16 protein-coding genes and 7 pseudogenes are annotated in these 26,109 nt (G+C 37.8%); 13 read left to right on the top strand and 10 right to left on the bottom strand.

The window, feature by feature from the left end:
* The first annotated feature begins 222 nt into the window (after window positions 1-222).
* The gene (locus RM368_RS33000; protein WP_322697965.1) at window positions 223-915 is read left to right on the top strand and encodes a hypothetical protein; all 693 of its coding nucleotides are present in this window, start codon (window positions 223-225) and stop codon (window positions 913-915) included.
* A 308-nt stretch (window positions 916-1,223) separates the two neighbouring features.
* Here RM368_RS33000 and RM368_RS32995 read toward each other — a convergent pair whose 3' ends face one another.
* The gene (locus RM368_RS32995) at window positions 1,224-1,397 is read right to left on the bottom strand and encodes a hypothetical protein (RefSeq protein WP_322697964.1); all 174 of its coding nucleotides are present in this window, start codon (window positions 1,395-1,397) and stop codon (window positions 1,224-1,226) included.
* A 10-nt stretch (window positions 1,398-1,407) separates the two neighbouring features.
* Window positions 1,408-1,887, bottom strand: a complete 480-nt coding sequence (locus RM368_RS32990) for a hypothetical protein (protein ID WP_322697963.1) — start codon at window positions 1,885-1,887, stop codon at window positions 1,408-1,410.
* Between the two features lie 236 nt (window positions 1,888-2,123).
* Here RM368_RS32990 and RM368_RS32985 point away from each other — a divergent pair.
* Window positions 2,124-2,228 (top strand): annotated as a pseudogene (locus RM368_RS32985) (IS630 family transposase); the annotation flags it as partial.
* 177 nt (window positions 2,229-2,405) lie between these two features.
* On the opposite strand, the pseudogene RM368_RS32980 reads toward RM368_RS32985, so the two are convergent.
* A pseudogene (locus RM368_RS32980) lies at window positions 2,406-2,537 on the bottom strand (IS4 family transposase); the annotation flags it as partial.
* 384 nt (window positions 2,538-2,921) lie between these two features.
* Here RM368_RS32980 and RM368_RS32975 point away from each other — a divergent pair.
* Window positions 2,922-3,628, top strand: a pseudogene (locus RM368_RS32975) (IS1 family transposase).
* A gap of 153 nt (window positions 3,629-3,781) precedes the next feature.
* The gene (locus tag RM368_RS32970) at window positions 3,782-5,026 is read left to right on the top strand and encodes a DUF2235 domain-containing protein (protein WP_322697962.1); all 1,245 of its coding nucleotides are present in this window, start codon (window positions 3,782-3,784) and stop codon (window positions 5,024-5,026) included.
* 114 nt (window positions 5,027-5,140) lie between these two features.
* Here RM368_RS32970 and RM368_RS32965 read toward each other — a convergent pair whose 3' ends face one another.
* Together RM368_RS32965 and RM368_RS32960 are read right to left on the bottom strand one after the other, a co-directional pair.
* Window positions 5,141-5,560, bottom strand: a complete 420-nt coding sequence (locus RM368_RS32965; protein WP_322697961.1) for a hypothetical protein — start codon at window positions 5,558-5,560, stop codon at window positions 5,141-5,143.
* Window positions 5,538-5,858 carry a hypothetical protein gene (locus tag RM368_RS32960; RefSeq protein ID WP_322697960.1) on the bottom strand — a complete coding sequence of 107 codons (321 nt, stop codon included), beginning with the start codon at window positions 5,856-5,858 and terminating at the stop codon, window positions 5,538-5,540. Before RM368_RS32960 ends, RM368_RS32965 begins: the two co-directional genes overlap by 23 nt.
* 1,096 nt (window positions 5,859-6,954) lie before the next feature.
* Here RM368_RS32960 and RM368_RS32955 point away from each other — a divergent pair.
* Window positions 6,955-7,654, top strand: a pseudogene (locus tag RM368_RS32955) (IS6 family transposase).
* 53 nt (window positions 7,655-7,707) lie between these two features.
* Here RM368_RS32955 and RM368_RS32950 read toward each other — a convergent pair.
* Window positions 7,708-7,815: pseudogene (locus RM368_RS32950) on the bottom strand (ISKra4 family transposase); the annotation flags it as partial.
* Between the two features lie 525 nt (window positions 7,816-8,340).
* Between RM368_RS32950 and RM368_RS32945 the strand changes: the two are divergent.
* The 7 genes from RM368_RS32945 (at window position 8,341) to RM368_RS32915 (ending at window position 21,776) form a co-directional block, all read left to right on the top strand.
* Window positions 8,341-10,644 carry a TOMM precursor leader peptide-binding protein gene (locus tag RM368_RS32945; protein WP_322697959.1) on the top strand — a complete coding sequence of 768 codons (2,304 nt, stop codon included), beginning with the start codon at window positions 8,341-8,343 and terminating at the stop codon, window positions 10,642-10,644.
* A 393-nt stretch (window positions 10,645-11,037) separates the two neighbouring features.
* On the top strand, window positions 11,038-12,189 hold the full coding sequence (locus tag RM368_RS32940) for a hypothetical protein (RefSeq protein WP_322697958.1): 1,152 nt from the start codon (window positions 11,038-11,040) through the stop codon (window positions 12,187-12,189).
* A gap of 16 nt (window positions 12,190-12,205) precedes the next feature.
* Entirely contained in the window at window positions 12,206-12,556 is a 351-nt protein-coding gene (locus RM368_RS32935) for a hypothetical protein (RefSeq protein WP_322697957.1), read from the top strand.
* A gap of 105 nt (window positions 12,557-12,661) precedes the next feature.
* Window positions 12,662-13,795 carry an amidohydrolase family protein gene (locus RM368_RS32930; RefSeq protein ID WP_322697956.1) on the top strand — a complete coding sequence of 378 codons (1,134 nt, stop codon included), beginning with the start codon at window positions 12,662-12,664 and terminating at the stop codon, window positions 13,793-13,795.
* Window positions 13,792-14,394, top strand: coding sequence for a hypothetical protein (locus RM368_RS32925; protein WP_322697955.1), 603 nt, complete (start codon window positions 13,792-13,794; stop codon window positions 14,392-14,394). Before RM368_RS32930 ends, RM368_RS32925 begins: the two co-directional genes overlap by 4 nt.
* 138 nt (window positions 14,395-14,532) lie before the next feature.
* Entirely contained in the window at window positions 14,533-15,924 is a 1,392-nt protein-coding gene (locus RM368_RS32920; protein WP_322697954.1) for a radical SAM protein, read from the top strand.
* Between the two features lie 80 nt (window positions 15,925-16,004).
* Entirely contained in the window at window positions 16,005-21,776 is a 5,772-nt protein-coding gene (locus RM368_RS32915; RefSeq protein ID WP_322697953.1) for an AAA family ATPase, read from the top strand.
* A gap of 66 nt (window positions 21,777-21,842) precedes the next feature.
* On the opposite strand, the pseudogene RM368_RS32910 reads toward RM368_RS32915, so the two are convergent.
* Window positions 21,843-22,211, bottom strand: a pseudogene (locus RM368_RS32910) (ISKra4 family transposase); the annotation flags it as partial.
* Window positions 22,212-22,716: 505 nt separating this feature from the next.
* Window positions 22,717-23,393: pseudogene (locus tag RM368_RS32905) on the bottom strand (ISKra4 family transposase); the annotation flags it as partial.
* Window positions 23,394-23,601: 208 nt separating this feature from the next.
* Between RM368_RS32905 and RM368_RS32900 the strand changes: the two are divergent.
* The gene (locus RM368_RS32900; protein ID WP_322697952.1) at window positions 23,602-24,984 is read left to right on the top strand and encodes an AAA-like domain-containing protein; all 1,383 of its coding nucleotides are present in this window, start codon (window positions 23,602-23,604) and stop codon (window positions 24,982-24,984) included.
* A gap of 327 nt (window positions 24,985-25,311) precedes the next feature.
* Here the strand turns inward: RM368_RS32900 and RM368_RS32895 are convergent, their stop codons facing one another.
* Together RM368_RS32895 and RM368_RS32890 are read right to left on the bottom strand one after the other, a co-directional pair.
* Window positions 25,312-25,476 carry a hypothetical protein gene (locus RM368_RS32895; protein WP_322697951.1) on the bottom strand — a complete coding sequence of 55 codons (165 nt, stop codon included), beginning with the start codon at window positions 25,474-25,476 and terminating at the stop codon, window positions 25,312-25,314.
* Window positions 25,463-25,933: a transposase gene (locus RM368_RS32890; RefSeq protein WP_322697950.1), complete on the bottom strand. Its 471-nt coding sequence runs from the start codon at window positions 25,931-25,933 to the stop codon at window positions 25,463-25,465. The genes RM368_RS32895 and RM368_RS32890 overlap by 14 nt, the downstream gene beginning before the upstream one ends.
* Window positions 25,934-26,109: the final 176 nt, after the last annotated feature.

The following is a 26,109-nucleotide window of genomic DNA, read 5'->3' as shown; positions in this document are numbered from 1 at the left end:
GTAACTTTCGGACTGTTTATGCTTGAATAATTAACTTTCGGTCACTTTATCATTACAAAACACTAGTTTCACTGTTCGGCTACTAAACGTAATAATCTGCTTTTTAACTTCTACTGCGGACAACTTATGGTTTCAATAACGGACTGCTTATGGTGTAAGTCACAATCTCGCTTAGTTCTAGCTGATATAATAAAATTATTCAGCTAGAATTATAGAAAAACTATGCCGACGAAAATATGTGGACTCGGCTTTGACTGCGCTAGTATGATGCTGCAACCAGGACTACTAGATTCTGGAGAATGCCTGAATTACAAAACCTGTGGTTCAGCGATGAAATTGAGTCCAGACGAGGAGATCGAACTAATTCGCGTGCGCCTTCTTGAGCAGGAACGCTTCAGAGAAACCTTTAGAATTACACGTCGCCAGGCTGCAATCATGATGTTAATGGCCAGGGGATGCCCTCAAACTGCCCACTCTTTGGGTGTAACCGAGAGAATAGATGCGATCGCCTCCCTTGTGGAACAGTTACATTCGCAATTGAATAATAAAGAAGGGCAATACATTGCTCCGACTGGCTGCGAAGTACACCACTACAGTGTGAAACGTCCAAGTGGTGTTTATGGTTACAAGAAGTTGACAGCAAGAGAACCAATATTTGAACCCTCTATTGAGAAGCAACTCGTCAAGGTTATTCATCTGAGCCATGACAATGACCCACGTTTTTTAGAGGCGCAACTTGGGATTGAGCGACGAAATCGGCTGATGCGTGTACGAACGCTCCTGACAACGGCTGAATCCCTACTTCGCTCTTGCACCAATACATTGACAGAAGAATCACCAGAGGATAACTCCTTACTTATAAGAGCGCCAGAAGTTGAACCAGTGTTACAAGAGCGCCTTGCGTCAGAATCATGAATCCATACTCTACCGCCAGTACCTCAAAATGAATCTAAATGTCCAAAAATAACAATGGAATTAGTATTCTCTTTATGTTCTAGCTTATAATTAATATTTATTTAGCTAGAACAAAGAGTTGAGCATCTGGCCGCTAAATGCAATGAATTTCCTCATTTACAATTAACTTGTTAGTTTCCTTCATTTAAAGCTTTACCAGAATCACAGCAACCTATAAACTATGGTGAAGTCTAGTAAACTTTACTAGAACATTAGGCAGTTGCTACACTTGGAAACTGTCAAAGAAACTAATCAGAGTTTTGTGCATTTTATTTAACCTTGAAATATTGACGTTTTAGTTTCGAGTCGCCTCGGTTAGCGTAGTGTTGGAAGCTTTCAAAAATAGTTATTAGTCCGCGTTTCTCCATCTCCTTAAAAAACCACTCCCAACGCTCCAAGTCGGATGGTGGTGCAGTGAATCGTAAATCGTTAATCTCACCCATTATCATCACCCTAGCTGATTGCATCTAAAAACTCGACAGCATCACTCTCCCAGGTTTCCCCTTGTCTAGACTGTCTAGCCTGACTATCTTCTTCAAGTGTCATTATATTGGGAGGATCGAGAACATCCAAGCGTGACTCAATCAAAGCTAGGGCTTGTGCTAGTGCTGCAATTTGTTTTCTATCCTTCCTAACCTCACTCATCAAACTTATTTGAATATCAACTATTCGCCGCTTCAGTTCGTCTACCTCTGGTTTAGGGAGAGCTGGTTTCGGTTGGGTAGATTGGAACGATTGGTCGGCTTGGGCAGTTGCCTTTTGTCCCCACAATAGCCCTGAATGTTGCATTCGCCACAAACCCAAGCGGTGAATTTCTTGCCCAAGAATGAGAAAATCACCGTCATTGGTTCGTAAAACTGTCTGTCTTTGACTGTAGGGTTGAATTGTTCCTGAAAGCATTAAAGTTTCTCTGACACCAATATTTGCTACCATTTTAGACTAACCCACAAAGCGTAATCGCCTGCGGCGAGAGTAGCTCATCAATAGATTTTCTTGTCCAGACTAGTCCTCCACCACTCCTGGTTGCCATTGCCGGGAGACAAGGTTGTAGACTTGTACTGGAGTTCCGATTGCCACATCTGCGATCGCCGTACTCCTTCCCTACGGGACGCTATTGTGAACGGAGAAGCAAGCTACGCTGTCTGGGCTATTTCATTCTAAAAAGCTGCATTGAGCGGTGCTGGTCATGGTTGAAAAGTCGAATTCGTAAACAGCTAATTCAATTTGACTGCCTTCGGAATGCTATGGAAGATGTTCTTAGTACAGCATCCTAATCGTACTGGCGGCTGCTATACCAATAGAGGAAAGTAAGAGACTGTCTCTAAAGAAATGTAAAGAAGACGTACAAAGAGTGATCGCAAAAACTGAGTATGAGTAAGAATATACACAACCGATATTACTGTATGAAAGAATCTCAACATTGTCCGATAACTACCGCCAATCCCTGTTCAACGGGACATTCCCAACATGGTGACTCGGCCGCTCATTGCTAACATAGCCAGAATTATTTGGTTCAATTGCCGCATCGTCGTAGCGTTGATCTGCGGTAGGAAGCATTGTAGCAGTGATAAGATATCGGGCATGGGCTGATTGTGGTTTTTGAGTTGTCGTTGTGAGACACAATAACTTTACTACATCGGCCCTCTCTCCTCATCCTCTTATTTTAGCTAAGGTATTGGTTTTGGATGAGTTTTTATATGAGGTTTACCTGAAAAAGTATTGGTTATATAGATTTCCTATAAATAAAATTTAAACTATTATGGGTTATAGAAAAGTAAAAAGGTCAGGTTGGCAACACAGTTGGATTACTTGTTCGATGTAATGGGAGCAATTTTCAGAAAAAGTGTGATAGTGCCTGAATTAAAGATATAGCAGTTCTAAATCAATAACTCTACTACAGCACCCCTATCTCTTCATACTCTTTTTTTGGCAAAGGTATTGATTTTTAGGCGTTGCATAATTAAGGGATGAACTGTCTATATTGTGCATCCAACCTTATCCGTAAGAACGGGCATCGTCGTGGTAAACAGAACTACATCTGTGTATCTTGCGACGTGCGTTCCGCCCCGCTTCGCTAACGCCAATTTATAGAATCACATTCAAAACGCGGATACAACGACGAAGTTAAACAAAGATGTCTAAGTATGTAAATGGCATTGGTTTTTGCGCCATTGAGCTGCTGACTGGAGTTAATCATAATACAGTAATAAACTGGGTAAAAGAAGTAGCTCTAAAATTACCAGATGCGCCTGAACATTCAGAAATTCCTGCTATTTGCACAAGTCGATGAACTTGAGACATTTGTGGGTAAAAAAAAACAAAATTTGGGTATGGACGGCAGTAAATAATCGTCTTCCAGGTATTTTAGCTTGGACTTTAGGAGACCGTAGTGCTAAAACCTTCGCAAAACTGTGGAAGATTATTAAATGTTGGAAATGTTATTTTTATGTAACAGATGGATACCCAGTTTATCCATGTTTTATCGATGATTGTGACCAGATAATAAAAAAAATACATGACACGATTAGAAGGAGAAAATACTAGATTAAGACATTATCTAGTATGCCTTCATCGAAAAACTCTTTACTATTATAAATCAGAAGAAATGCTTAAGTTATTAATTCGATTGTTACTGCATTACCTCCATTGTGGATTTGTACCCTTAGTAGCCTAATTCATCCCGCAACTATGCAATGCCGATTTTTAACTTCTATTTTGTTTAAGTCCCGTTAGCAGGAAAAATGGGAATTGAAGTGCGTGATGTGGGTTTTAAAATAAAATTTCTATCGTAAAATGTCCAAACGTATGAAGTCAAGGATTGGAAAACATGAAACGCCTTATAATATGTTGTGATGGAACTTGGCAAAAACTCACTAGTCCTTATCCGACTAACGTGGTCAAAATTGCTCAAGCAATCAAGCCTTCTAGCGAGGGAATATCTCAAATCGTATTTTATGATGAAGGTGTTGGAGCCGGAAATGCAGCGGAAAAAGCTCTCGCTGAGGGTGACAAAATTCTTGGCGGAGCTTTTGGGCTAGGAATTGATAACAACATTCAAAATGCCTATCGTTTCCTTTGCTTGAATTATGAACAAGGCGATGAGATTTATCTTTTCGGCTTTAGCCGTGGTGCTTATACGGTGCGTAGTTTAGCTGGATTAATTCGCTGTTCGGGAGGTTTATTGTCTCTTTCAGAAATCCGTAAGATACCTGCTTTGTACGAAATTTATCGAGACCGTACGCTAACTTTGAAAGAAAAGGAAAAGTTTCTCCAGATCCCAATACCTAAAGCATATGGCTCCGACATAGACAAAATGGAGGAGCGGAGATCTCAGGCACATAAGATTTATAGTGATCGCAGTTTTATTTCTTTGGAAGAACAGAAAAGAGATCCAGAAAAATCCCGACAAGATTTGCAGCAAAAAGAGCAGAAAGTCCAGGAATTATTAAAAAAGTATCATTTTCTTCAAGACGAGAAGTCGGTAAAGCTGCAAGAGGTAGAAATTACTCTAATCGGCTGCTGGGATACTGTCGGTTCACTTGGTGTACCTAATCAAATTCCTTTCCTGAGCGGGTTGATCAATGAGAAGTTTCAATTTCATGACACCTTGTTGAGTTCAATTATAAAAAATGCGCTTCATGCTGTGGCTATCGATGAGATCCGTGAAGTCTTTGACGTCACTCACATGAAAAGACAGAATGATGACAAGCAGCCTTTACTTGAAATTTGGTTTCCGGGTGCTCATGGTTGTGTTGGCGGTGGTAGCAAAAAAGAGTCTGGGCTATCGGATGCAACGTTGGCATGGATGATGGAGCAAATTAACGTGCTTAAACTCGGACTGAAGTTTGATTGGGGTGCTGTTGAGGACAAGATTAATCTTAATCATAAGATCGACTTTGACAACACATTGGAAGGTATCTACAAATTGCTAGGGGAAATACAGCGTGAAATTCCTCTTGATCAGTTTGCTGCACTTGACGACAGTACGAAGAGACGTTGGCGAGATCGACAAGACTATCGTCCGAAGAACCTGAGGGATTACGCGAATGATTTGAATAATTGGAAAGAGTAAATATTTCAGGTACTAAGTACTTCAAGGGGCGACAATCATCGCTAAACTAAGCTATATAAAGATTTAGAAGGTACAGACCCGAATGGCACTAAGAAAAGCCGAAACACTTGTGGTTTAAGCTGTTTGCAATTGCTTGCTCCCCTCATGCCGGGGTTTCGTCATTAAGGGGTAAGCTTTTGAGCGACGTTTACGGACTCGTGGTTCACTTCTTGCGGGGCGAGCGTTGACAGCTTTGTGAGCAATAACTTTAAGTAAAGTTTGGCAAATTTGGAGATATTTTGTTGAAATTGCTGCTAGTAATTCGGGGATAAAGTTATTTAAATGATGACGAGTACCTTGCAGTGACAGGCGTAAGGCTTGAGTACCGTAAGTAGTAGCTGCCGACCACATCAAACTACGCAGTAGATTGTAGGCAAGTAAATAAACGTAAATTTCTTTGCGTACCATTGAGGGAGTTTTACAGCGTAAAACATCCATGCCCAAGGTAGTTTTTATATGTCTTAAATCTAGCTCAACAACAAGCGCGTTTACCATAAATGTCAACAATTTCGAGGGTAGGATAAGTTGTTGTATTTAAAAGAGTGGTGATTAAACTGACTCGCCCCGTGCGAAAGGCAGGAATAACAATGTAGTAGTAAATTTCTCGCACAGTTAGAGTTGGCGGTAGAGCATCAAATTCATCCTTGCTCAACCCTTTTGGGCATTTTTTAGGTTTATACCAAGTAACAAGCTTGTCACAATCCCCAGCAAATTTACCTTTTCGCATGGTTGTTGTTCGAGATTGGTGCTTCCGAAATATGGCATTGCAATCAAGTTTTTTAATGGTAATCATATCAGAGTGAGCACAAAAAGCTTTATTCCCTAAAAGCACATCATTAGGTTTAAGAAAACTGTACATTTTCCTCGCTAATTTAATATCATGAGTGTTCTGCCCTAGCTTGGCAGTAAACACTCGTATCTGTTGAGGGAACTTCTACGTCTTCTCCAGCTAAATATGCAATTATTTTACTCACAGCATTATGGCAAGTTTTGTCCGTATCTAAAACCTGAGATAAAATGCCCACAACGTTATTAACGGGTCAAATAATCGCTTTTTGTATTTGATTTTTAATTCAGAGATTGCAAGTCTTATTGTGGTTTCTGGCAACAGTTGTTTAAAAGGCAGCCCCAAACTCTGGCTGAATTTATCCTTGAGAATTTGTACTCTTAGTGTCACAGTAGTGTTTATGATGTTGGCTTATTCGTCTCACAAAAGTATTTCACGGACGACTAAGCTTTTTCTACCTTCAAAAACTTTTTGAGCAAACCTACATCATCTTACTCTCTACGATCACCACTTCTCATGCCATTAATACTCAATTGGCATTAAAAGCTGTAACCCATATTTCACACAGCTTAGAGCTTTTCTTAGTGCCATTTGGGTGTGAACTAATCGCTTATTAAATTGTAAGCGCTTTGGTGTGTAAAATCTAATTGTTTTGTCTGCGATCGCCGCGTGGTCATCTCGTGTGTTGCGGCGGTGGTGTGGCGCGGTGGCGTAGCCATTGTGTGGTCAGTTGTGGCAAGGGGATAAGTACTTTGCTGCCAAAGAAAATCAAGATTTAGGAGTAGTCAAAGCGCTCCGAAAGCCAGTCTCAAAGCTGGATTTATCTCCTTTTTCTGCACTCTTTTGACAAATGTGCAATTACCTTAACCTCTCACGAATGCTCCTGTGCTGAGTTTTTATATAAGTTTTTATATAAGTTTTTATATGAGTTTTTATATGAGTTTTTGAAAGAGCTTTGATGAGAAGTTATGCAACAATCATTATATGGTTGAAAATTTAACTGTGAAACAATACCTTTGTCAAAAAAAGAGTATGAAGAGATAGGGCTGCTGTAGTAGAGTTGTTGTCTCTCACAACGAAACTCAAGACCCACGAGCAGCCCATGCCTGATATCCTATCACTGTTACAATGCTTGCTACCGCAGATAAACGCTACGTGGTACTTGAGATATCCACTCTCGTATCGTCACTTAGAAGAAATGATGGTAGAGCGGGGACTATTGGTAGACCACATAACAGTGTATCGTTGGGTGCAAGCTTATTCACCTGAAATTGAGAAGCGATGCAGATCTTACTTGAGCCAAAGTAATGATTATTGGCGAGTAAATGAGACATATATAAAGGTAAAAAATGAATGGAAATATTTATATCGTGCTGTTGATTCATCTGGTAATACTATCGATTTTATGTTGAGTGCATCGCGCGATGCACAAGCTGCACAAAGATTTTTCTGTAAAGCCTTGAAAGCTTGCCACAACAGAACCCCACGATTTATCAACGTCGATAAAAATGCAGCTTACCCACCTGCAATTGATCAACTCAAAAAATCAGAATTATTGCCTGATGATTGTGAATTACGACAAGTTAAATATCTAAATAATAATCTGGAACAAGATCATCGATTTACCAAAAGGTTGGTCAAACCAGGAATGGGATTTGCATCGTTCAATACGGCTTTGGCGTTCTCTAAGGGGATATGAAACAATGAACATGATTCGCAAAGGACAAGTTAAAGGAGTTGAAAAAACAGATATCGCTGCTCAAGTGAAATTTGTTGCTCAAATTTTCGGAGTTGCTTCATAACTGGTTCTGATTTATACAGAGCTTTTGTCCTTTGCACATTTTTGCAACACAACCTCTATTCCTGCAAGACTGATTAGCCTTTCTGGTGACGTGTCTTCGTACAATATTTTAGTGATCGCTTGAATATGTTCTTGGAGGGCTTGCTTTTGTTCTGGGGTCATCGGTAGGTAAATACACTCGTCTTAATTATACTGACTGATTTTCGCCCTCTTTGCAAAAAACTGGGATGCTCCCCATCATTTGTGGTACGGTTTGGTGGTTAAAGCTAAACAACTGTTGGCGCAGCAAATAGAGATACTGCTGAACATACTGATGCTGTTTTAGAGCTATGAGGATGGTAGTAGCTAAAGTTAACTGATAAAAATAGTGAGCTATTCTATTGCTTTTTATAAAAAGTTATGAGTTTTTATATGAGCTTTTATATGAGTTTTTGAAATGATTTTAATAAAAATTGTGTAACAATAATTTAAAAGCTACCTGAGATTCATTATAAATTCCGTTAAAATACAATGGGCGGAAATCTATTTTACTTATCAACTATCATTAATTGTACCAAAGTTTAATTTCTAAATTTATTAAATAAATATAAATATATTTAAAAAATAATAAAATTAATAAAAGTTAACTTGTAGTTAACTTTACTAAATTTACACTTTAATTAGTAAACAAACAATTAATAAAGCTCAATGGGACTTAAAATCCAATTCAATTCTTGTTATTCTGTTCAAACTATAGAAGCAGACAATATCTTTTTTTTGTCAGAAAGAGAAAAAGTCTGGTTAAACGATCATATTTCTCATACTTTAGCTACTTTCATCGATGGTGAACGCAATATTAACGAAATTATTGATATCATTCAACAGTCGTTACTGCAAGATCCAAAATCTTTACAGTCAGCTACCACTTTTTTCCAAGAAGTTCTCAATATAAGTATTAAAGCCCAATATGCTTTATTACAAATGCAACAAAAGGGCTATCTTATTCAAGAAGATAATTCTTTACCATCGCACTTAGAAATCTTCTGCCATCATCTTAATATTGCCCCCACAGTAGCTTATCAAAGATTGCGATCGACTAAAGTAGCAGTAAAAGCATTAGGTTCGGTTGCTGCATCTGACTTGATTGCTGTGCTTGAGTCTCTCCAAATTCAAGTAGCAGACGAAGGTGATTTGACAGTAGTTTTAACCGATGATTATCTCAATGTTGAGCTCAAGAAGTTCAATCAACAAGCCTTAAAATCCCAATCTCCCTGGATGCTGATTAAGCCGTTAGGGACAATAGTCTGGATTGGCCCTTTATTTAATCCTCAGAAAACTGGTTGTTGGAACTGTTTAGCCCAGCGTTTGCGAGAGAATAGACCGATTGAAGGGTTTATTGAGAGACAGAAGCAAATATCTTCCCCTTTAACTCCTCCTTTAGGATTTTTGCCATCTACAGTACAAACTGCTTTAGGAATGGTAGCCACAGAGGTATTTAAGTGGATTGTCCAAGGGGAAAATAAACAATTAGAAAGTAATTTGATTGCTTACGATGCGATCGCACTGCAAACTCAAAATCATAGCTGGGTGAAGCGTCCTCAATGTTCTAGCTGTGGAGAGATGGTAAATGGGTTAACCAACAATTCCCTACCTGTTGTTTTAGAACACCGCCAGAAAACCTTTACTGTCGATGGAGGACACCGTATTTGTTCGCCACAAGAAACTCTTAGGAAATATCAGCATCATATTAGCCCCATTACTGGCGTTGTGCGAGAACTAAATAAAATTCCTGGGAATGGATTAACTCATAATTACATCGCTAAACATCATTTTCTCAGTGTTTTCGACGATTGCGCTAGTTTGCGCCAAAATTTGGGGGGTAGAAGTGCGGGGAAAGGTAGGACTGACTCTCAAGGGATGGCTAGTGGTTTTTGCGAAGCAATTGAGCGATATTCTGGGGTATTTCAAGGGTATGAAATTAGAGAAAAAGGCAGTTATCAACAAATGGGAGAGAAGGCGATCCATCCCAATGTTTGTATGAACTTCAGCCAACAGCAATATCAGAATAGAGAGCAATGGAATGTTGAGTGTCAAGGTTGGTTTCAAAAAGTCCCCGAACCTTTTGATGAACAAAGAGAAATTGATTGGACTCCTGTTTGGTCTTTAACCCATGAGGAATTTAAGTATCTGCCAACGGCTTACTGTTATTATGGCTATCGACCGGACTATAAACCCGACTGTTGGGCTGATTCTAATGGATGTGCGGCAGGTAATACTCTTGAAGAAGCTATTCTGCAAGGATTTATGGAGTTAGTAGAGCGAGATGCTGTCGCTTTATGGTGGTATAACTCTTTGCAAAAGCCGCAAGTGGATTTAGATAGTTTCGACGAGCCTTATTTTCAAAGCTTGAAGCAATATTATCAAACTATTAATCGGGAACTTTGGGTTTTAGATATTACTAGCGATCTGAATATTCCAGTTTTTGCTGCTGTGACTCGAAGAAGCGATCGCTCTGTAGAAGATATTGTTTTGGGTTATGGCGCTCATTTCGATGCCAAGATTGCTATTAGTCGAGCCTTGACGGAAGTTAATCAAATTTTACCTAACGTTTTATTTGCCAAAGCTGATGGAAGTACTCAATATCCCCCGTCAGCCGATTGCTTGGCGGTAGATTGGTGGAAAACCGCAACTTTAAGCGAGCAACCTTATTTAGTTCCAAGCGAGAGAATTGCTGCTGTCAGTGGCGATTATCGCGAAATGGCAAGTGATGATTTACTCGAAGATGTCAAGCTCTGTCAACAAATCGTTGAGAACAAAGGTTTAGAAATGCTGGTATTAGATCAGACTCGTCCCGATATTGGACTGAGAGTTGCCAAAGTCATCGTTCCGGGAATGCGCCATATGTGGAAAAGGTTAGCGTCTGGACGGCTTTATGAGGTTCCAGTGAAAATGGGTTGGTTGTCAGAACAGCTGACAGAAGAGCAACTCAACTCTTTTCCCATGTGGATGTGAGGTTCTCCCTACTGAATGATGTTATTTTTCATGAGTTTTTCTATGAGTTCGTAAGATGAGTTTTATGAGTTTCAGAGACTAAGAGAAAAACTAATATCAAAGGTAATTCACTGCGAGTTTAGCTCATCAAGCTTAACTTCCGTTCAGTAAACAGATATGACTTAATTACATAATCTGACTTTTATCAATGTGTAATTCCTAAAGTCTAACTTTTTACTGAACAACCAGAAAACTTAGTAGGAGAAACTAATCATGACTAATGAAATCATCAATGCCTCTTAAAATTACTGTAATCCTTACCATAACTAAATTGGTTAGTATGATGGCACGGAAAATTTCTGCATAATAAATAGTTATGCTGCTTGGTAATTAAGCTTGTGAGGTTAAGCAAAAATGCTCAAAATAAAATATTTAATTAGCATCGCTGTTCCGCTTACTGTTTTACTAGGAAGTTGTGGAAGGAGTCCAGAATTAGCGGCAGTTCGAGAACTTGCAACACTAGCCGATCAAGCTCAAGAGAAACTACCAAAAGTAGCTAATGATATTCACGACTCTTGTTTAAGAGCAGCGCGATATAAAGCACCTGCTGTTATTCCTTTAGCTCCAGCGATTTCGACAATAGAAACATCACGCTCACAAGATAAAAACGAAGTTGTAGAAGCAATCAACGATCTTATAAATAGAACGTCTTCTAGTTTACCCACTACTCAACAATTAAATGATTTAAAAAACAAACTAAATTCTCTTCCTCCTAGCTCTAATCGCTTACAGCAAAGGGCAGATGAACAACAAAAGTGCCAAATACTTAAAGAAAATTTTCCATTGGGGAAAAATATAAAAAATGGTAATGCTATTATCGTTTTGTATTTACAAAAGTTAGTGAGTGTAGCCTCTGAAAATATCAGTTTTGACAACGAATTTAATAATTTTAGTGCTTCTTCTAAAAATTTAGCTGGAGAATTAACGCCTCTTTTTGGGTTAGCTGAAAAAGATACAAATGTTGTTCAATCGCAAGTAGAAGCAGGAACAGGTTTAGCAAACTTTATTCTTACCTCTATCTTTCGTCAAAAAAGATTAGATACCCTGAAAACAATTATTCCCGAAACAGATAAAGCCTTAACGACTTATTCAAAGGGACTGGAAATTGTTGTTCAAAGAGTATATATAGATCAATACTTAAAAACTGAAGAAAGATCTCTTGATGGTTATTATGAAGATATCATTAATGACCTATTGAAAAGCAATCAACAGTTAGAAGGACTTTCAGTCATTGCTTTAGCGGATGTATTAGTAAAGCTAGATCAAGAAAAGTGGAATCCTGAAAAGGACAGAATTGAAGAACGCCGCAAATTAGCTGAGGATTATATCGATGTGCTTGAAACAGTTGTAGCGAGTCATAATAAGTTAGCGACTATTTATGGAAAAGGGAAAGATCCGTCAAAAGAAGTCGTGAAAGAATTACTGGATAAAAATAGAAAAGCATTGAAAAACTTCGTGAATCAAGCTAATAGCTTACAAGAAAAAAGTAACCCCTTACTCAAGTAGATAGGAAAAACTACCAATGGCTATTAATTTTGATGGCGTGAATTCATGGTTAGACTATTCAGATAAAATTCAAGAACTAGCAGATGAAGTTAAAAGATTTAGAAATAATTTTTCTCTTAAACTTTCTCAAGAACAAAGAAATACGCTAAAAGGTCATGAAGAGAAACTTGGGAATTATGCTAAAGAAATTGCGACGATTGTTGGAACCGAGCTTTTAACTCAACTTCAACCTCAATTGGATGTCCTCAAAGCGGGCATCGAAAAAGCTGATAGGTTTTTACAAAATTTTAATAGTACCAAAGATGCTATTTCAGCAATTACAGAAGTTTTTACAGCATTAACTAACGTTCTGCGCTTAGAGAACTGACACGAAAAACTGTAAAATGTGTGAAGCTACGAAAAAATTTCAGCGTAGTAATCAGACTTGTAGCGTTACGCACCAACTCCCAATTCCGAGCCAGATTGATCACAGATGATGCTAAACGGATATTCGATTATTGATGCTGATTCCCACGTAATTGAACCTCCCAGTATGTGGGCTGAGTATCTTGAACCAGAATTTAAACAGTTTGCTCCCTCAGCAGACATGAAAATTCAAGGGGAAGACATTGTTAAAAAAGTCTCTAAGCAAGTTCGTACTCTAGGAAATAAGCAGATGATGTCAGCTCATCCTAATGCTTATTTCCAAAGCTACAATGTCGAGTCTCACGTTCAAGAGATGGTGCAGATGGGCATCGATCTGGCATTCCTTTATCCAACTTATGGATTGTGGCTTTGGGCGATAGATACTATGCAACCGGAAGTTGCTGGCGCTTTTACCCGTGCTTACAACAATTGGTTAAAAGACTTTTGCAGTTACGCTCCAGATAAATTGAAGGGGGTAGGAGCAATTAATCTGCACGCACCAGAGTCAATGGTGCATGAATTGCATAGAATTGCCGATTTTGGCTGGAAAGCGGTGTTTTTACGCCCTAACCCCATCAAAGGAAGACTATTGAGTGACTCTGCTTATGAGCCTTTTTGGACAGAATGCGAACAACTAGGAATAGCAGTAGGTATTCACGAAGGGACTCACAGTCGTTTGCCAACTACAGGTACAGAAAGGTTTAACACTCGTTTTGCTACTCACGCTTGCTCTCATCCGATGGAACAGATGATGGCTTTATTAGCTTTGATTGCGGGAGGAGTATTAGAACGTCATCCAAAACTGAAAGTGGCTTTTCTGGAGTCTGGTTGTGGCTGGGTTCCTTATTGGCTGTGGCGACTAGATGAAGAATACGAAAATTTACATTGGGAGGATAAAATTAATGATAATGTCAAAATCAAGCCATCAGACTATTTTCGTCGCCAGTGCTTTATTGCCATAGAGCCTTCAGAACCATTACTGGCTCAGGTGATTGAATATATTGGCACAGACAATTTAATTTTTGGTTCGGATTATCCTCATATGGATCATAAGCCGAACATTGTTGCAGAGATGGTAAAGCTTGAGGAAACTTCATCGAAAGAAACTGTGCAAAAGATTCTTTGGGATAATCCTTGCCGTTTTTATGGTTTGGATAAAATGGAAAAAGTTAACTTAATAGTAAAGGAGAAATTATCATGATAGGAACAAGACAGTGGATATCTAAAGTTGAAGTTATCATACAAGGAGATAATCAAGGAGATAATTTTATTCCAGAAACAATAAATGCTAAATTCGTTAAGCAATTGTTGAAGCAAGGTAAAAAAATCTCTCAAATTATTTCTTACATATGGTTGAATGAAGATCCTGAAACTGCAAAAAAGTTAGATGGCTATTTTAAAAGAGCGGATCAAGATGAATTGAAAGAATTATTATTTGCTAAGAATCCTGAAACAGATGAATACAAATCACTGCTCAAAGTTTTTAAACAAAACAACTATCTTCCTATCTTTGATGAAGAAGATAAACAATTTATCGAGTTTAAAGTAGTAACCGATCAATTTGAAGGTAATATCAGCGATCCTGGACCTAGTGATAATGGCATACTAACTGTAACAATTCCCTATCCTCCACGCCCAGAAATTTTTGATGATTTTGATGAGCAAAGTAACACTGAAATACCATCAAATGGAGTTACTGTTATTAAGCAATCTGAGTTAAAAGAGTGGTTAATTCAAGCTCCAAATGACCCACCTTTCTTTTATGAAAATAACCCTTATATTCCTTCAACTTGTTCTTAAACTTTCAGGCAAGGTATTCTAGATTTAAAACATCTTAATCTTATGAAAGCATAAATTGCGAAAGACCCCACCCACATCTAAAACAAGGGTGGCTTTTTTATTCATTGGTGCTACTATCTAAATCCTGTAGAAAAAAATATGATCATCAAAGATACTCAAAAGCTTTTACCAACTCAAATCCGAGACAATTGGGAAATGTCGGATATGGTGCTGGAAATACCACCTCATGGTATTCCTTTACACTCCAAAAGTGTAGAAACACTCGTAGCAGCAGTAAAATCTGGAAAAAAAGCAGTTGCTTTCAGACCCATCCTACCTGTTTCATCAGAATTAGGTTTACCTCAATATCCGACTCTAGCTTATTTGTATCCCCAGGAGTTAAGTAAAATCTGGAGTCAGTTATTGCAAGAATTTGAAAGTAAAAATCAGGGGGTTTTTGGCATTCCAACACCCTTGACTATTATTTGCCAGACCGATCCTGACGAACAGTCACATTACTTTGCGGACTATTATGGCACGGCTGTAAAACCTTCTTATGTTAGGGCAATTGTCGGAAATACCTGTAATCTCAAATGCGTGATGTGTCCATATCATAGTTCTTTGCTCAAGCCAACACATACAACAGATTTCTTCACAGGTAATAATGCAATGTCCTGGGAGATAATGGAAAAACTAGCACAAGAATGTGGGGAACAGGGAATTACGATCTTAATTGGCAGTGTGGAGGAGCCATTGCTTCACCCGAAGATTATAGATTTTGTCCGACTTTGTAGACAACAAGGAGTTCCTAGAGTTCATATAACTACTAACGGTCAACTGCTAGATGAAAGTCGAGCTATCGCATTATTAAAAGCAGGTCTAACCAGTATTGATATTAGCATTGATGCTGCTGAGCCAGATACTTACTTAAGAGTTAGGGGTGCTAATCTTAACCAAGTCGAATCTAATATTATCAATTTTCTGCGACTGCGCGATCGCTTGAAAATTCTCTGTGAGGTGAGGACATCATTTGTCAGAAATCAAGATGTTACTATTGAAGAAGAAGAAAAATTTCGAGAACGTTGGCTAGCAAAAGCAGATAGTGTTTTTGTTTTGAACTTAGCTGAATACAAAGAAACTAATATGCGTCTTAGCAAGACTAACGACGCTCTGCAAGATTCGCTCAATCATTATATTCAAAAAGCACAAGGTAGATGGGCTTGTCTGTTTCCCTTTATAGAAATGGCTGTTTTGCCTGACGGCAGAATATACTACTGTATTGAAACCTTATTTAAACTTGGTTTTGATAAGGATATTGCTAGTCTTGGAGATTATAATAAACAAACTCTGCAAGATATTTGGAGTGGAAATTTCTTTAATCAACTTAGACGCGATTTAATCCTTAATAAGTTAGATAATAGGTCGGCTTGTAAAAACTGCGATATGTGGAAGTCACAGGTAATTAACAGAGCTTTTAAAAATAGGCTTCAAGTTACCACCACTATGGTGACTGAGATTTATCAGAGAACTGACTCCAAGGTAAAAACATAAAATAAAACAAATCAGGCACTTTATAATTGAGAAGGAAAGATAATAACAATTGTACTTAGAAAAATTTCCTTACGAACACTATGAAAAACTATCAGATTATAAAAAAAATCTATGAAAGTGCTAATTCATTAGTCTATAGAGCCATTCTCAAGCCTGATAATCAACCCGTTATTTTAAAGATTCTTAAGGAAAACTACCCAACTCCCTCAGAACTAACTCGATACAAGCAGGAATATGAAGTCACCCGCTCCTTAAATACCGATGGAGTTATTAAAGCATACAATTTGCAGCGATATGAAAATAGTCTAGTCATTTTTTTAGAAGACTTTGGCGGTGAATCTTTAAAATTGTTAATGTGCAATCGTCAATTTACTTTCAAAGAATTTCTCTCTATTGCCATCAAAACTACTGAAAGTTTGGCGGCTATTCACGCTGCCAATATTATTCACAAAGATATTAACCCCTCTAATATCGTCTATAATACAGAAACCGAACAACTCAAAATCATCGATTTCGGTATTTCCACTTGTTTATCGCGAGAAAATCAGGCAATTGGCAATATTGAGCGCTTAGAAGGAACTTTAGCTTATATTGCTCCAGAGCAAACTGGAAGAATGAATCGAGGGATAGATTACCGCAGTGATTTTTATTCCTTGGGTGCTACCTTCTACGAATTGCTCACCAATAAACTACCTTTTGCAATCACTGACCTTATAGAATTAGTTCATTGTCATATTGCTCAACAACCTGTTCCTCCACATGAAGTAGTAAAAACGCTAACTTCAACGTCTCAACCAATACCTAAAGCCGTTTCAGACATTGTGATGAAATTGTTGGCAAAAACCCCAGAAGAACGATACCAAAGTGCTTGGGGAATCAAAGCTGACTTGGAAACCTGTCGCGATCGCTTAGAGACTTTAGGGCAAATTGACGAGTTTTGTTTAGCAACTCAGGATATTTGCGATCGCTTTGTTATTCCTGAAAAAATTTATGGTAGGGAAAAAGAATTTATTCAACTATTAACTACTTTTGAGCGAGTTAGTCAAGGCAGCAGTGAGATAATGCTGGTTTCTGGTTATTCAGGAATTGGCAAATCTGCTTTGGTTAATGAAGTTCATAAACCAATATTACGCCAGCGAGGGTACTTTCTTAGTGGAAAATTCGATCAGTTGCAGCGAGATATTCCTTATGCGGCGATCACTTTAGCATTTCAAGACTTAATACGGCAATTACTTACTCAATCTGAAGCAGCACTACAAACTTGGAAACAGAAACTTTTAGCAGCATTGAATCCTAATGCTCAGGTTATCATCGATATAATTCCTGAATTGGAGCAGATTATCGGTAAACAGCCGCTTGTCGAACAATTAGGAGCAACTGAGACACAAAACCGATTTAACTTCTTCTTTCAAAGATTTATTAGTGTTTTTAGCAAAAAAGAACATCCATTAGTTATCTTTCTCGACGATCTACAGTGGGCAGATTTAGCATCTTTGAAGTTAATTGAGCTATTAATAACCGATGCTGATAGCCAATATCTATTGATAATCGGAGCCTACCGAGATAATGAAGTTGATGCTACTCATTCTTTGATACAGACCTTAGATCAAATTAAAAAAGAAGGTGTTAGGGTCAATAATATCTCGCTACAACCATTAGAAATCAAATATATCAACCAATTCATTGCCGATGCTTTAAATTGCTCTATAGAAAAGTCAAATCCTTTAGCAGAGTTATTAACCACTAAAACTCAAGGAAATCCTTTTTTCTTAACTCAATTACTTCAATCTTTGTATAGAGAAAACCTTTTGTCATTTGACTATAAGAAAAATGATTGGCAGTGGAATATTAAGGAAATCGAAACAGTAGGAATAACTGATAATATCGTTGATTTAACTATCAGCAAAATTATCAAACTAAATGAACGAACTCAGAAAATTTTGCAATTTGCTGCCTGTATTGGCAACCAATTTAATTTAGAACTTCTCTCTCTTATAAACAATAAATCTCAAATAACTACAGCTAGAGAACTTCAGCCAGCACTAGAGAACGGTTTAATTTTACCTCTGAGTAATGACTATAAAATACCTTTACTTTGGAATCAGGAAGAAATATCAAAGAATACTTCAGAAATATCTGATGCTTTTATTGCCAAAATTCCTAAATATATCCCATACAAATTTTTGCACGACAGAGTTCAAGAAGCAGCCTATGCTTTAATTCCAGAATATGAGAAAAAAACAGTTCATTTGCAAGTAGGTCGTCTCCTACTGGAAAATACTCACGAAAATGATTTAGAGTTAAATATTTTTGATATTGTTAATCAACTTAACGAAGGAGGTCAATTAATTACCGAGCAGTCAGAAAGAGATAATTTAGCTAAATTAAATCTTCAAGCTGGGAAAAAAGCAAAAGCATCAACAGCTTATCAACCTGCTTTAATATATTTAGAGACTGGGCTAGGATTATTAGCGTCAAATAGTTGGGAACAACAGTATAAATTTACTTGTGATATCCATGTAGAAACATTAGAACTACTCTACTTAAATGCTAAATTTGAGCGAGTTCATGAGCTGTCTGTAAATGTTTTGCAAAAAATAAATAACGATTTCGACAAAGTGAAGGTATATGAAGTACAAATCCTTTTATATTATGCTGAATTTAAGCCAAACAATGCGATAGAGACTGCATTTCAGGCTTTGGAACAACTGGGAATATATATTATCCCTCCAAATAACAATGATAATGATATAAAGAAGATTAAACAACAAGTTCAATCTGGATTGAAAGGAAAACATATTGAAGATTTAATTAATCTGCCGACAATGACCAATCAATATAAACTGGCAGCTATAGAAATACTCCAAAAAATTATAACTGCTACTGGTACTACCAATTTGTTTTTATTTCTTAAAGTAGTCGTAAGCCAGCTTCATCTTTGTATTGAATATGGAAATGCTCCCCAGACTGCTGCTACCTATAGTTTTTATGGAGCAATGATGTGTGGAGTAATAGGAGATATTAATTCTGGATATGAATGGGGGAAACTTGCTATCAAGTTGCAGGAAAAATACAACACAAGAAAATTAGAAGTGTTAGTAATGCATCTTTATTACGGATGTATTTGGCATTGGAAAAAGTTTATGAGAAATATAAAAGCACAGGAAAAATTATTGAAAGCTTATCAAATAGGTTTAGATACAGGAAATAATGAATATGCTGATTCTGCAATTATAACCTATTTTTTAATAAAATTATTTGGAGGATATAGTTTAGAAGAAGTTGAAAAAACTTACATCAGCTATATTAAATTTGTAGAAAAACACCAAATAGAATATTTCATTTTTTATATAAAAATATGTCAAAAAATTATTATAAATTTAATCAATGAAAAATCAGACAAATATCGATTTTTCAACGATAACTCTTGGGATGAAGAGAATGAATATTTAAAGAATTGGGTGCAAGTAAGCAACGGATGGTTACTCTTAATCGCTTACTTTTGTCAGACAATATCATGCTATATTTTTAAAAATTATGAATTGGCTTTTAAAAGCGGAATTAATGCAGAAAAATACGTGAAATTTTGTTCGTACTATTTACCTGCACCACAACACAAGTTTTACTCTTCTCTTTCTTTTATTGCTCATTATTCTAATTGCGATCAAGAGCAAAAAAAACAAATATTAGAACAAGTAGAAAAAAATCAGGAGGATATGAAAATATGGGCTAGTCATTGCCCCGCTAACTTTCAAAATAAATTCGATTTAGTAGAAGCAGAGAAAACGCGAGTATTGGGACAAAATTGGCAAGCTCAAGAACTTTATGAAAAAGCAATTCAAGGTGCTAAAAAATCTGAATTTATTCACGAAGAAGCCATAGCTTACGAACGCGCAGCAGAATTTTATCTCTCTCTGGGTAGAGAAGAAATAGGGAAATTATACTTAAGAAATGCTTATCATTGTTATAGTCTTTGGGGCGCAAAAGCCAAAGTTGAAGCCCTAGAATTAGAGTACCCACAGTTTATAATGGATATAAATTACCTAAAAGAAAATCAAAGCATTAATACAACTGAGTCTACTAGTAGTACAAATCCACAAGCCCTTGATATTGTCACAGTTACTAAAGCCTCTCAAGTATTAGCTAGTGAAATTAAACTAGACCAACTGCTGGCTAAGTTAATGAAAACTGTAATTGAAAATGGCGGCGCTCAGAAAGGCTTTCTGATATTGGAAAAAGATAGTAAATGGGTAATCGAAGCTGAAAGGACAGTAGATTCTGACGACGTAACTCTAATGCGATCGCTTCCCATTGATTCTATAGATGGCGATACGCAGACACCTATCCTACCAGTTGCGATCGTTAACTATGTTGTCCGTACTCAAGAAAATGTAATTCTTAATAATGCTACCGAAGAAGAACAGTTTATCCGCGATCCCTACATCGTCGCCACTCAACCAAAATCGATTCTCTGTACTCCTTTGTTAAATCAAGGCAAACTAAGCGGTATTTTATATTTAGAAAACAATTTAACCACAGATGCATTTACTAGCGATCGCATTGAGGTTTTAAGAATTCTTTCTGCTCAAGCTGCTATCTCCATTGAAAATGCTCGTCTCTACGGACAGTTAGAAGATTATAACCGAAATCTAGAGATGAGAGTACAAAAGCGCACTCAAGAACTCTCACAAACCCTAGAAATTCTCAAAGCCACTCAAGCCGAACTGCTCTTTGAAAACGAGTTACTTAAAAGTGCCGAACAACCCTCTACCTTTGACTATCAAGTGGGAGGAAGTTTGCCGATGGATGCTCCCACTTATGTTGTGCGTTCAGCAGACCGTTATCTCTACAAGGCGTTGAAGCGCGGGGAATTTTGTTACATTTTCAATCCTCGGCAGATGGGCAAGTCAAGTCTGATGGTACGCATGATACACCATCTCCAGCATGAGGGATTTAGCTGCGGGGCGATCGATCTGACCCGTATTGGTAGCGAAAACGTCACGCCTGACCAATGGTACAAAGGCTTAACAGTAGAGCTATGGCGAAGTTTTGGTTTATTAAGAAAGGTTAATCTAAAAACTTGGTGGCAAGAGCAAGGAGATATTTCTCCAGTTCAGAGGTTGAGTCAATTTATTGAAGAAGTTTTGCTAGTTGAAGTTACTCAAGGAAATAATACTATATCTAAAAACTTGATAATTTTTATCGATGAAATTGATAGCTTCTTAAGTTTAAAATTCCCAGTTAATGACTTTTTTGCGCTAATTCGCTCTTGCTATAATCAGCGTAGTATTAATCCAGAGTATCGACGTTTAACCTTTGCTCTTTTTGGAGTAGCTACCCCTGGTGACTTAATTACTGACCACCAAAGAACGCCTTTTAACATCGGTCAGACCATTCAATTGTCAGGGTTTAAAGAGCATGAAGCGCAACCTCTACTTCAAGGATTGACCGAGAAAGTGAGCAATCCTCAAACAGTTTTAAAAGAAGTGTTAGCCTGGACTAATGGCCAGCCCTTTTTGACTCAAAAGCTCTGTAAATTTATCCGCAATTCTTCATCTCCTATTTTTACCAACAGGGAAGCCGAATGGATTCAAAATTTAGTGCGAGAGTCGATAATAGACAATTGGGAATCACAGGATGAACCAGAGCATTTAAGAACCATTCGCGATCGCCTTCTCAAAAGTAAACAATCCGTTCGGCTACTAGAACTATACCGTCAAATTTTGCATCAAGGAGAGATTATTGCAGTTGATAGTTCAGAGGAAAGAGAATTGCTTTTGTCAGGGCTAGTAGTCAAGCAACAGGGAAAATTGAGAGTTCAGAACCGTATTTATGAATCTATTTTTGTTTGATTTACGAAAACTTTTGTTTAATCTGGAAAGTGAAAGAAGAGGGAGCATCCCATTTTTGCAAAAATATTAAACAGCAAGTTGACCATTAAGGTAAGCACAGCGAAGTTGTAGTATGGATTGCACGTTGGTGGGATTCCACTGGGCACCAGAAAGTTTCAACCTTAAACCGATTTGTTTGATAGCAGATTCGATAGAACCAGAACCAATAGAGCAAATCTGTTCTGCTTGATAGTATGCATAATTAATAATTCGACTTCGATGCTTGTTCAAATATGTACAAAAATTTTTTGCCTGTTTTTTTGCGAAATCAACAAACAAAGCGATCGCTGCGTCTGCTTTATTAACCCATAGTAAGTTTTCTGCTTGCTTGAGTCTTTTGACAGAACCGCCTACTTTATAGAGATTTTCGCGTAAATGATACCAATCCAGTATCTCAAGTGTGATTTTACTCCTTGTATGACCAAACTGTGAACCATAGCGTGACCAAAAGTTAACGTAATTTCAAGGTTTTTAGCCAATCAAAAACCTAACTTTATGAATCAAATTATGTCCGCGTGTTTTAAATGCGAACCATAATGCAACCAAAAGTTTTATTTTTTGACTTGGTAAAAAATGCAGAGCAATACACACTAATTTAACCCTTAAATTTTAAACTTTCGGTCAAAATTTGGTTCAAAATGCCCACAATATGGTTCAAAAATATGTTTAGCCAAAAATTGAGTGATAAAGCGATCGCCTCAAATCTGAATTTTTATTTCTCTCTCATCGCGGTACGGTACAAATAAACTATTTGACCATATTCCTTACTGTAATTAAGTTTTGAGTTTTTTAAACTCAATTTATAACTTTGAACTATATGTTGTCCTAGTACAGAGTGAAGTATTTCGTGACCGTTTGGCTAAATTATCGTTCAAATCACATCAAGTCGGGTTGAGGAACTGCCAATTTCAGTAAATAATTTCCACACACCATCATGTCCATCCCCCAAACACACTAATGGGTTGACCAGCCTTTGTGAGTTAATCCAATCCAAGAGAGATTGATGGTCTCTAAAAAAAACACCATAATAAATTCCACCTAAGTGTGCTGCTTTATAATCGCGCCACTCATATTCTTGCCCCTTTGGCGTTCGCAATCGTACCTTACCCCCATCCAAACTCACTTCCTTGACTGCTTGTAAAGCCGATAGCTGTGGCAGATTTTGTCGATTTACCAGCCTGTGTAACGTGCTGTGTCCCATTTTCATACCTGTTAATGCTTCGAGTTCTCGCTCCGCATTTTGGTAGGACTCATTAGCACAAAGTCGTAAGCTACATTTTTCTAACACTGGACTCAAGTGGCTTCTTGGCTCTAAACCTAATTTTTGTGCTTGTTTTTGTGTGATTGGCAATTCCCCTACACAACTTTTGATTTGTCTGGATCTCCCTTTATTTGTGCCTGTTGTTTGTTCGATAAAAAAAAGGCGATTTTGGGGCCGACTTGTTCCAGCATCTGCGATCGCACTGTTTTTTCGATTCCTTCCAAAGTTTGCAACTCAGACGCTGATGTATTTTTATACAGAATCGTCGCGATTTCTTTTACTGCTGCTTGTAACCGTTCTTCTTCTTCAGGGGCCATGGCTATACTTCCAGTCAGTATTGTCTTATCCCCATACTACACTGATGAATCGGTATTTCTGAAAAAATGGGATGCTCCCAAAGAAGAGGTCTATCCTTCTGGATAATTTAATTTGTCTAAGCAATACTTTTGTACTAATAAATGGCAGATATTGTGTTACTTGCGTAATTCCTGTTATCTTTATTAGTAGCATTTGTCTGTAATCTCTATGAACCTTGATAGTCTGTTTGAGATTGTTGACCGCCTACTAATTGAGAGCCACAATCGCCCCCTTAATTCCACAGAAAATCTGGTTTTGCGTGGGATTTGGCAGTATAAAACTTATAACGAAATAGCTATAGAGGCAGGTTATAGTCCTGGCTACTTTACCAATGTTGTTGCCCCAGAGTTGTTTGGGCGACTCTCCAAGGTCATTGGCCAGCGCGTGACCAAGAAAAACTGTCAGGAGCTGCTGGAGTCTTATGCCATCGTTGAAGCAGCTCCAAATACAAAACTTTTGAAACAAGACCTGACGCAATTTCTCCCCACAGTTAATCAGGATACGTCACCAAGCTACCCCAGCGGCTCAGTTCCTCTCGCCTCTCCCTTTTACCTCAAACGTTCTTACCTTGAGGAGCAAATCTATCAAGAAATTAACAAACCAGGAGCGTTAATCAGGATCAAAGCTCCCAGAGAAATGGGCAAAACTTCACTGCTGCTGAGGATTCTTGACTATGCGAAGTACCAGGGTTACTGCACTATCAGCTTGAATCTAGAACAAGTCGAGCAGACAATTCTAAGCGACTTGAATCAACTTTTGCGCTGGTTGTGTGCCAATATCGCTCGCCAGCTTCAGCTTCAACCAATGTTAAACGAGTATTGGGATGAAGATTTGGGAAGTAAAGTTAGCTGCACCGTCTACTTTCAAGAATATCTACTAGAGTCAATTAATACTCCCCTGATCTTGGCATTGGATGAAGTGAACCATATTTTCGAGCATCCCCAAGTAGCGAAAGATTTTCTACCTTTGTTGCGTTCTTGGTACGAAGAAGCGAAAAGACTGCCCATTTGGCAAAAGCTTCGTCTACTTGTGGTTCACTCAACAGATATTTATGTTCCTCTTGAACTTAATCAGTCTCCTTTCAATGTAGGGTTACCGATTCAGTTAGATAACTTTAGCCAAGAAGAGGTACAGCAGTTAGCCCAACGCTATGGACTCAATTGGACAGATGGAGAAGGAGCTAGACAATTAATGGCAATGGTCGGGGGACATCCGGCACTAGTACATTTAGCTCTCTATAATCTGAGTCGAAAGGAGGTAACTCTGTCGCAACTACTAGAAACTGCTCCCACTGCTAGCAACATTTATTCTTATCACTTGCAGCGTTACTGGGCAACCTTGCAAAAACAGCCTGAGTTAGCACAAGCTTTTGATAACGTTTTGAATGCCAATAAAGCTATTATCTTAGATCCCATCCTTACTCACAAGTTAAGCAGTATGGGGTTGATTAAACTTTCTGGATCTGAAGCGATGGCAAGTTGTGAATTGTATCGGCGATTTTTTACAAAAAAAGAGCAGCATTTGGCGTTGCAGAATCAAAATATGAATTAGTGCGATTGCTATGGAATGTCCAAGATGTGCATTAATCCGCATTCGCAAAAATAGTAAACAAAATAACTACTTTGTATTGTTGGACACAATAGTGATAAATCCTTGAGATGTACCACAGTTAATTTTCATGCTTGGGAATAATGCTTAGTTTACCTGATTTTCAGGCTTAATTGAAGTATTGATTTATGAGTAACAGTATTGAGAGCGCCTACTCAATACTTTTCGGTTAAGGGGAAAAGGGGAAGGGGTAAGGGTAAAGAAAAAAGGGAGCAACGCGATTTGGTGAGGTTGAGCAAAAAAGGTGCGATCGCTAAAAATTATAAGTAGCTAGACATGATTAAATATAAAACGTTCAACGGAGTAATTACCGTTGTTTGCACGATTTTCGATAGCATGAATTAGAGCGATCGCTAGTTCATACTCATTGTCAAAAATCTGTGAAGAAAGCTCATAACGTTTCAGGTGGAGCCATTGATCTTCAATACGGTTCATTTGAGGCGAGTATGAGGGGTAGAAAAAAAATATACAACCCTTGCTGTTGCCAACTTTGCCAGTATTGTTGAACTTTTTTGCTGCGATGAAATGATGCTCCATCTTGAATAATGACAGTGATTTTGCACGTTTGTTCAAGACGCTGTTGGGCTAAATGTGCCTGCCATTGGAGTAGTTGCAAGTAACGTTCACTATTAAAACCACCGACAACAACCCCATATTCAAAACTATGTTGAGGCTCCCAAAAACCAAGAACACTAATTCTTCTACCTCTTCTACGGGGTTGATAAATTGATTTTTGTTGACCAAGTTTGGAAGATGTATAATTAAGCGGACTGGTTTTTTCAAACCCTGATTCATCAAGATATTTTAGACAAATTAATCCATCAATTGCTAACTGACATAACATTAACCAATCGGCCTGTTTAGCATCTTGGAATGATGTTGATTTTGGCATCGGTGGCTTATGCCTTAACCGTTTCCAGACATAATCTTTTTTTTTAGAATGCGGCTAATTTGTCTAGGCGAGAGTGAGATTCCTCGCTCACTCACCAAACGTTCTTGTAGTTGAGTGCTTGTATATAGGACTAGTATTTGATTTCTGAAAAAACTCCGTACATCTGGAGAGATAGA

The organism is Nostoc sp. DedSLP03, from assembly GCF_034530815.1.
Lineage (GTDB): Bacteria > Cyanobacteriota > Cyanobacteriia > Cyanobacteriales > Nostocaceae > Nostoc.
Note: the sequence above shows the minus strand (reverse complement) of the source record. Positions and strands in the feature narration are given on the sequence as shown.

Bases quoted from the DNA above. Each gene is read 5' to 3' on its own strand.
- RM368_RS32945 (WP_322697959.1), top strand. From the start codon at position 8,341: ATGGGACTTAAAATCCAATTCAATTCTTGTTATTCTGTTCAAACTATA.
- RM368_RS32915 (WP_322697953.1), top strand. From the start codon at position 16,005: ATGAAAAACTATCAGATTATAAAAAAAATCTATGAAAGTGCTAATTCA.
- RM368_RS32935 (WP_322697957.1), top strand. From the start codon at position 12,206: ATGGCTATTAATTTTGATGGCGTGAATTCATGGTTAGACTATTCAGAT.
- RM368_RS32940 (WP_322697958.1), top strand. From the start codon at position 11,038: ATGCTCAAAATAAAATATTTAATTAGCATCGCTGTTCCGCTTACTGTT.
- RM368_RS32995 (WP_322697964.1), bottom strand. From the start codon at position 1,397: ATGGGTGAGATTAACGATTTACGATTCACTGCACCACCATCCGACTTG.
- RM368_RS33000 (WP_322697965.1), top strand. From the start codon at position 223: ATGCCGACGAAAATATGTGGACTCGGCTTTGACTGCGCTAGTATGATG.
- RM368_RS32970 (WP_322697962.1), top strand. From the start codon at position 3,782: ATGAAACGCCTTATAATATGTTGTGATGGAACTTGGCAAAAACTCACT.
- RM368_RS32925 (WP_322697955.1), top strand. From the start codon at position 13,792: ATGATAGGAACAAGACAGTGGATATCTAAAGTTGAAGTTATCATACAA.
- RM368_RS32990 (WP_322697963.1), bottom strand. From the start codon at position 1,887: ATGGTAGCAAATATTGGTGTCAGAGAAACTTTAATGCTTTCAGGAACA.
- RM368_RS32960 (WP_322697960.1), bottom strand. From the start codon at position 5,858: ATGATTACCATTAAAAAACTTGATTGCAATGCCATATTTCGGAAGCAC.
- RM368_RS32890 (WP_322697950.1), bottom strand. From the start codon at position 25,933: ATGCCAAAATCAACATCATTCCAAGATGCTAAACAGGCCGATTGGTTA.
- RM368_RS32895 (WP_322697951.1), bottom strand. From the start codon at position 25,476: ATGAACCGTATTGAAGATCAATGGCTCCACCTGAAACGTTATGAGCTT.
- RM368_RS32930 (WP_322697956.1), top strand. From the start codon at position 12,662: ATGATGCTAAACGGATATTCGATTATTGATGCTGATTCCCACGTAATT.
- RM368_RS32965 (WP_322697961.1), bottom strand. From the start codon at position 5,560: ATGGTAAACGCGCTTGTTGTTGAGCTAGATTTAAGACATATAAAAACT.
- RM368_RS32920 (WP_322697954.1), top strand. From the start codon at position 14,533: ATGATCATCAAAGATACTCAAAAGCTTTTACCAACTCAAATCCGAGAC.
- RM368_RS32900 (WP_322697952.1), top strand. From the start codon at position 23,602: ATGAACCTTGATAGTCTGTTTGAGATTGTTGACCGCCTACTAATTGAG.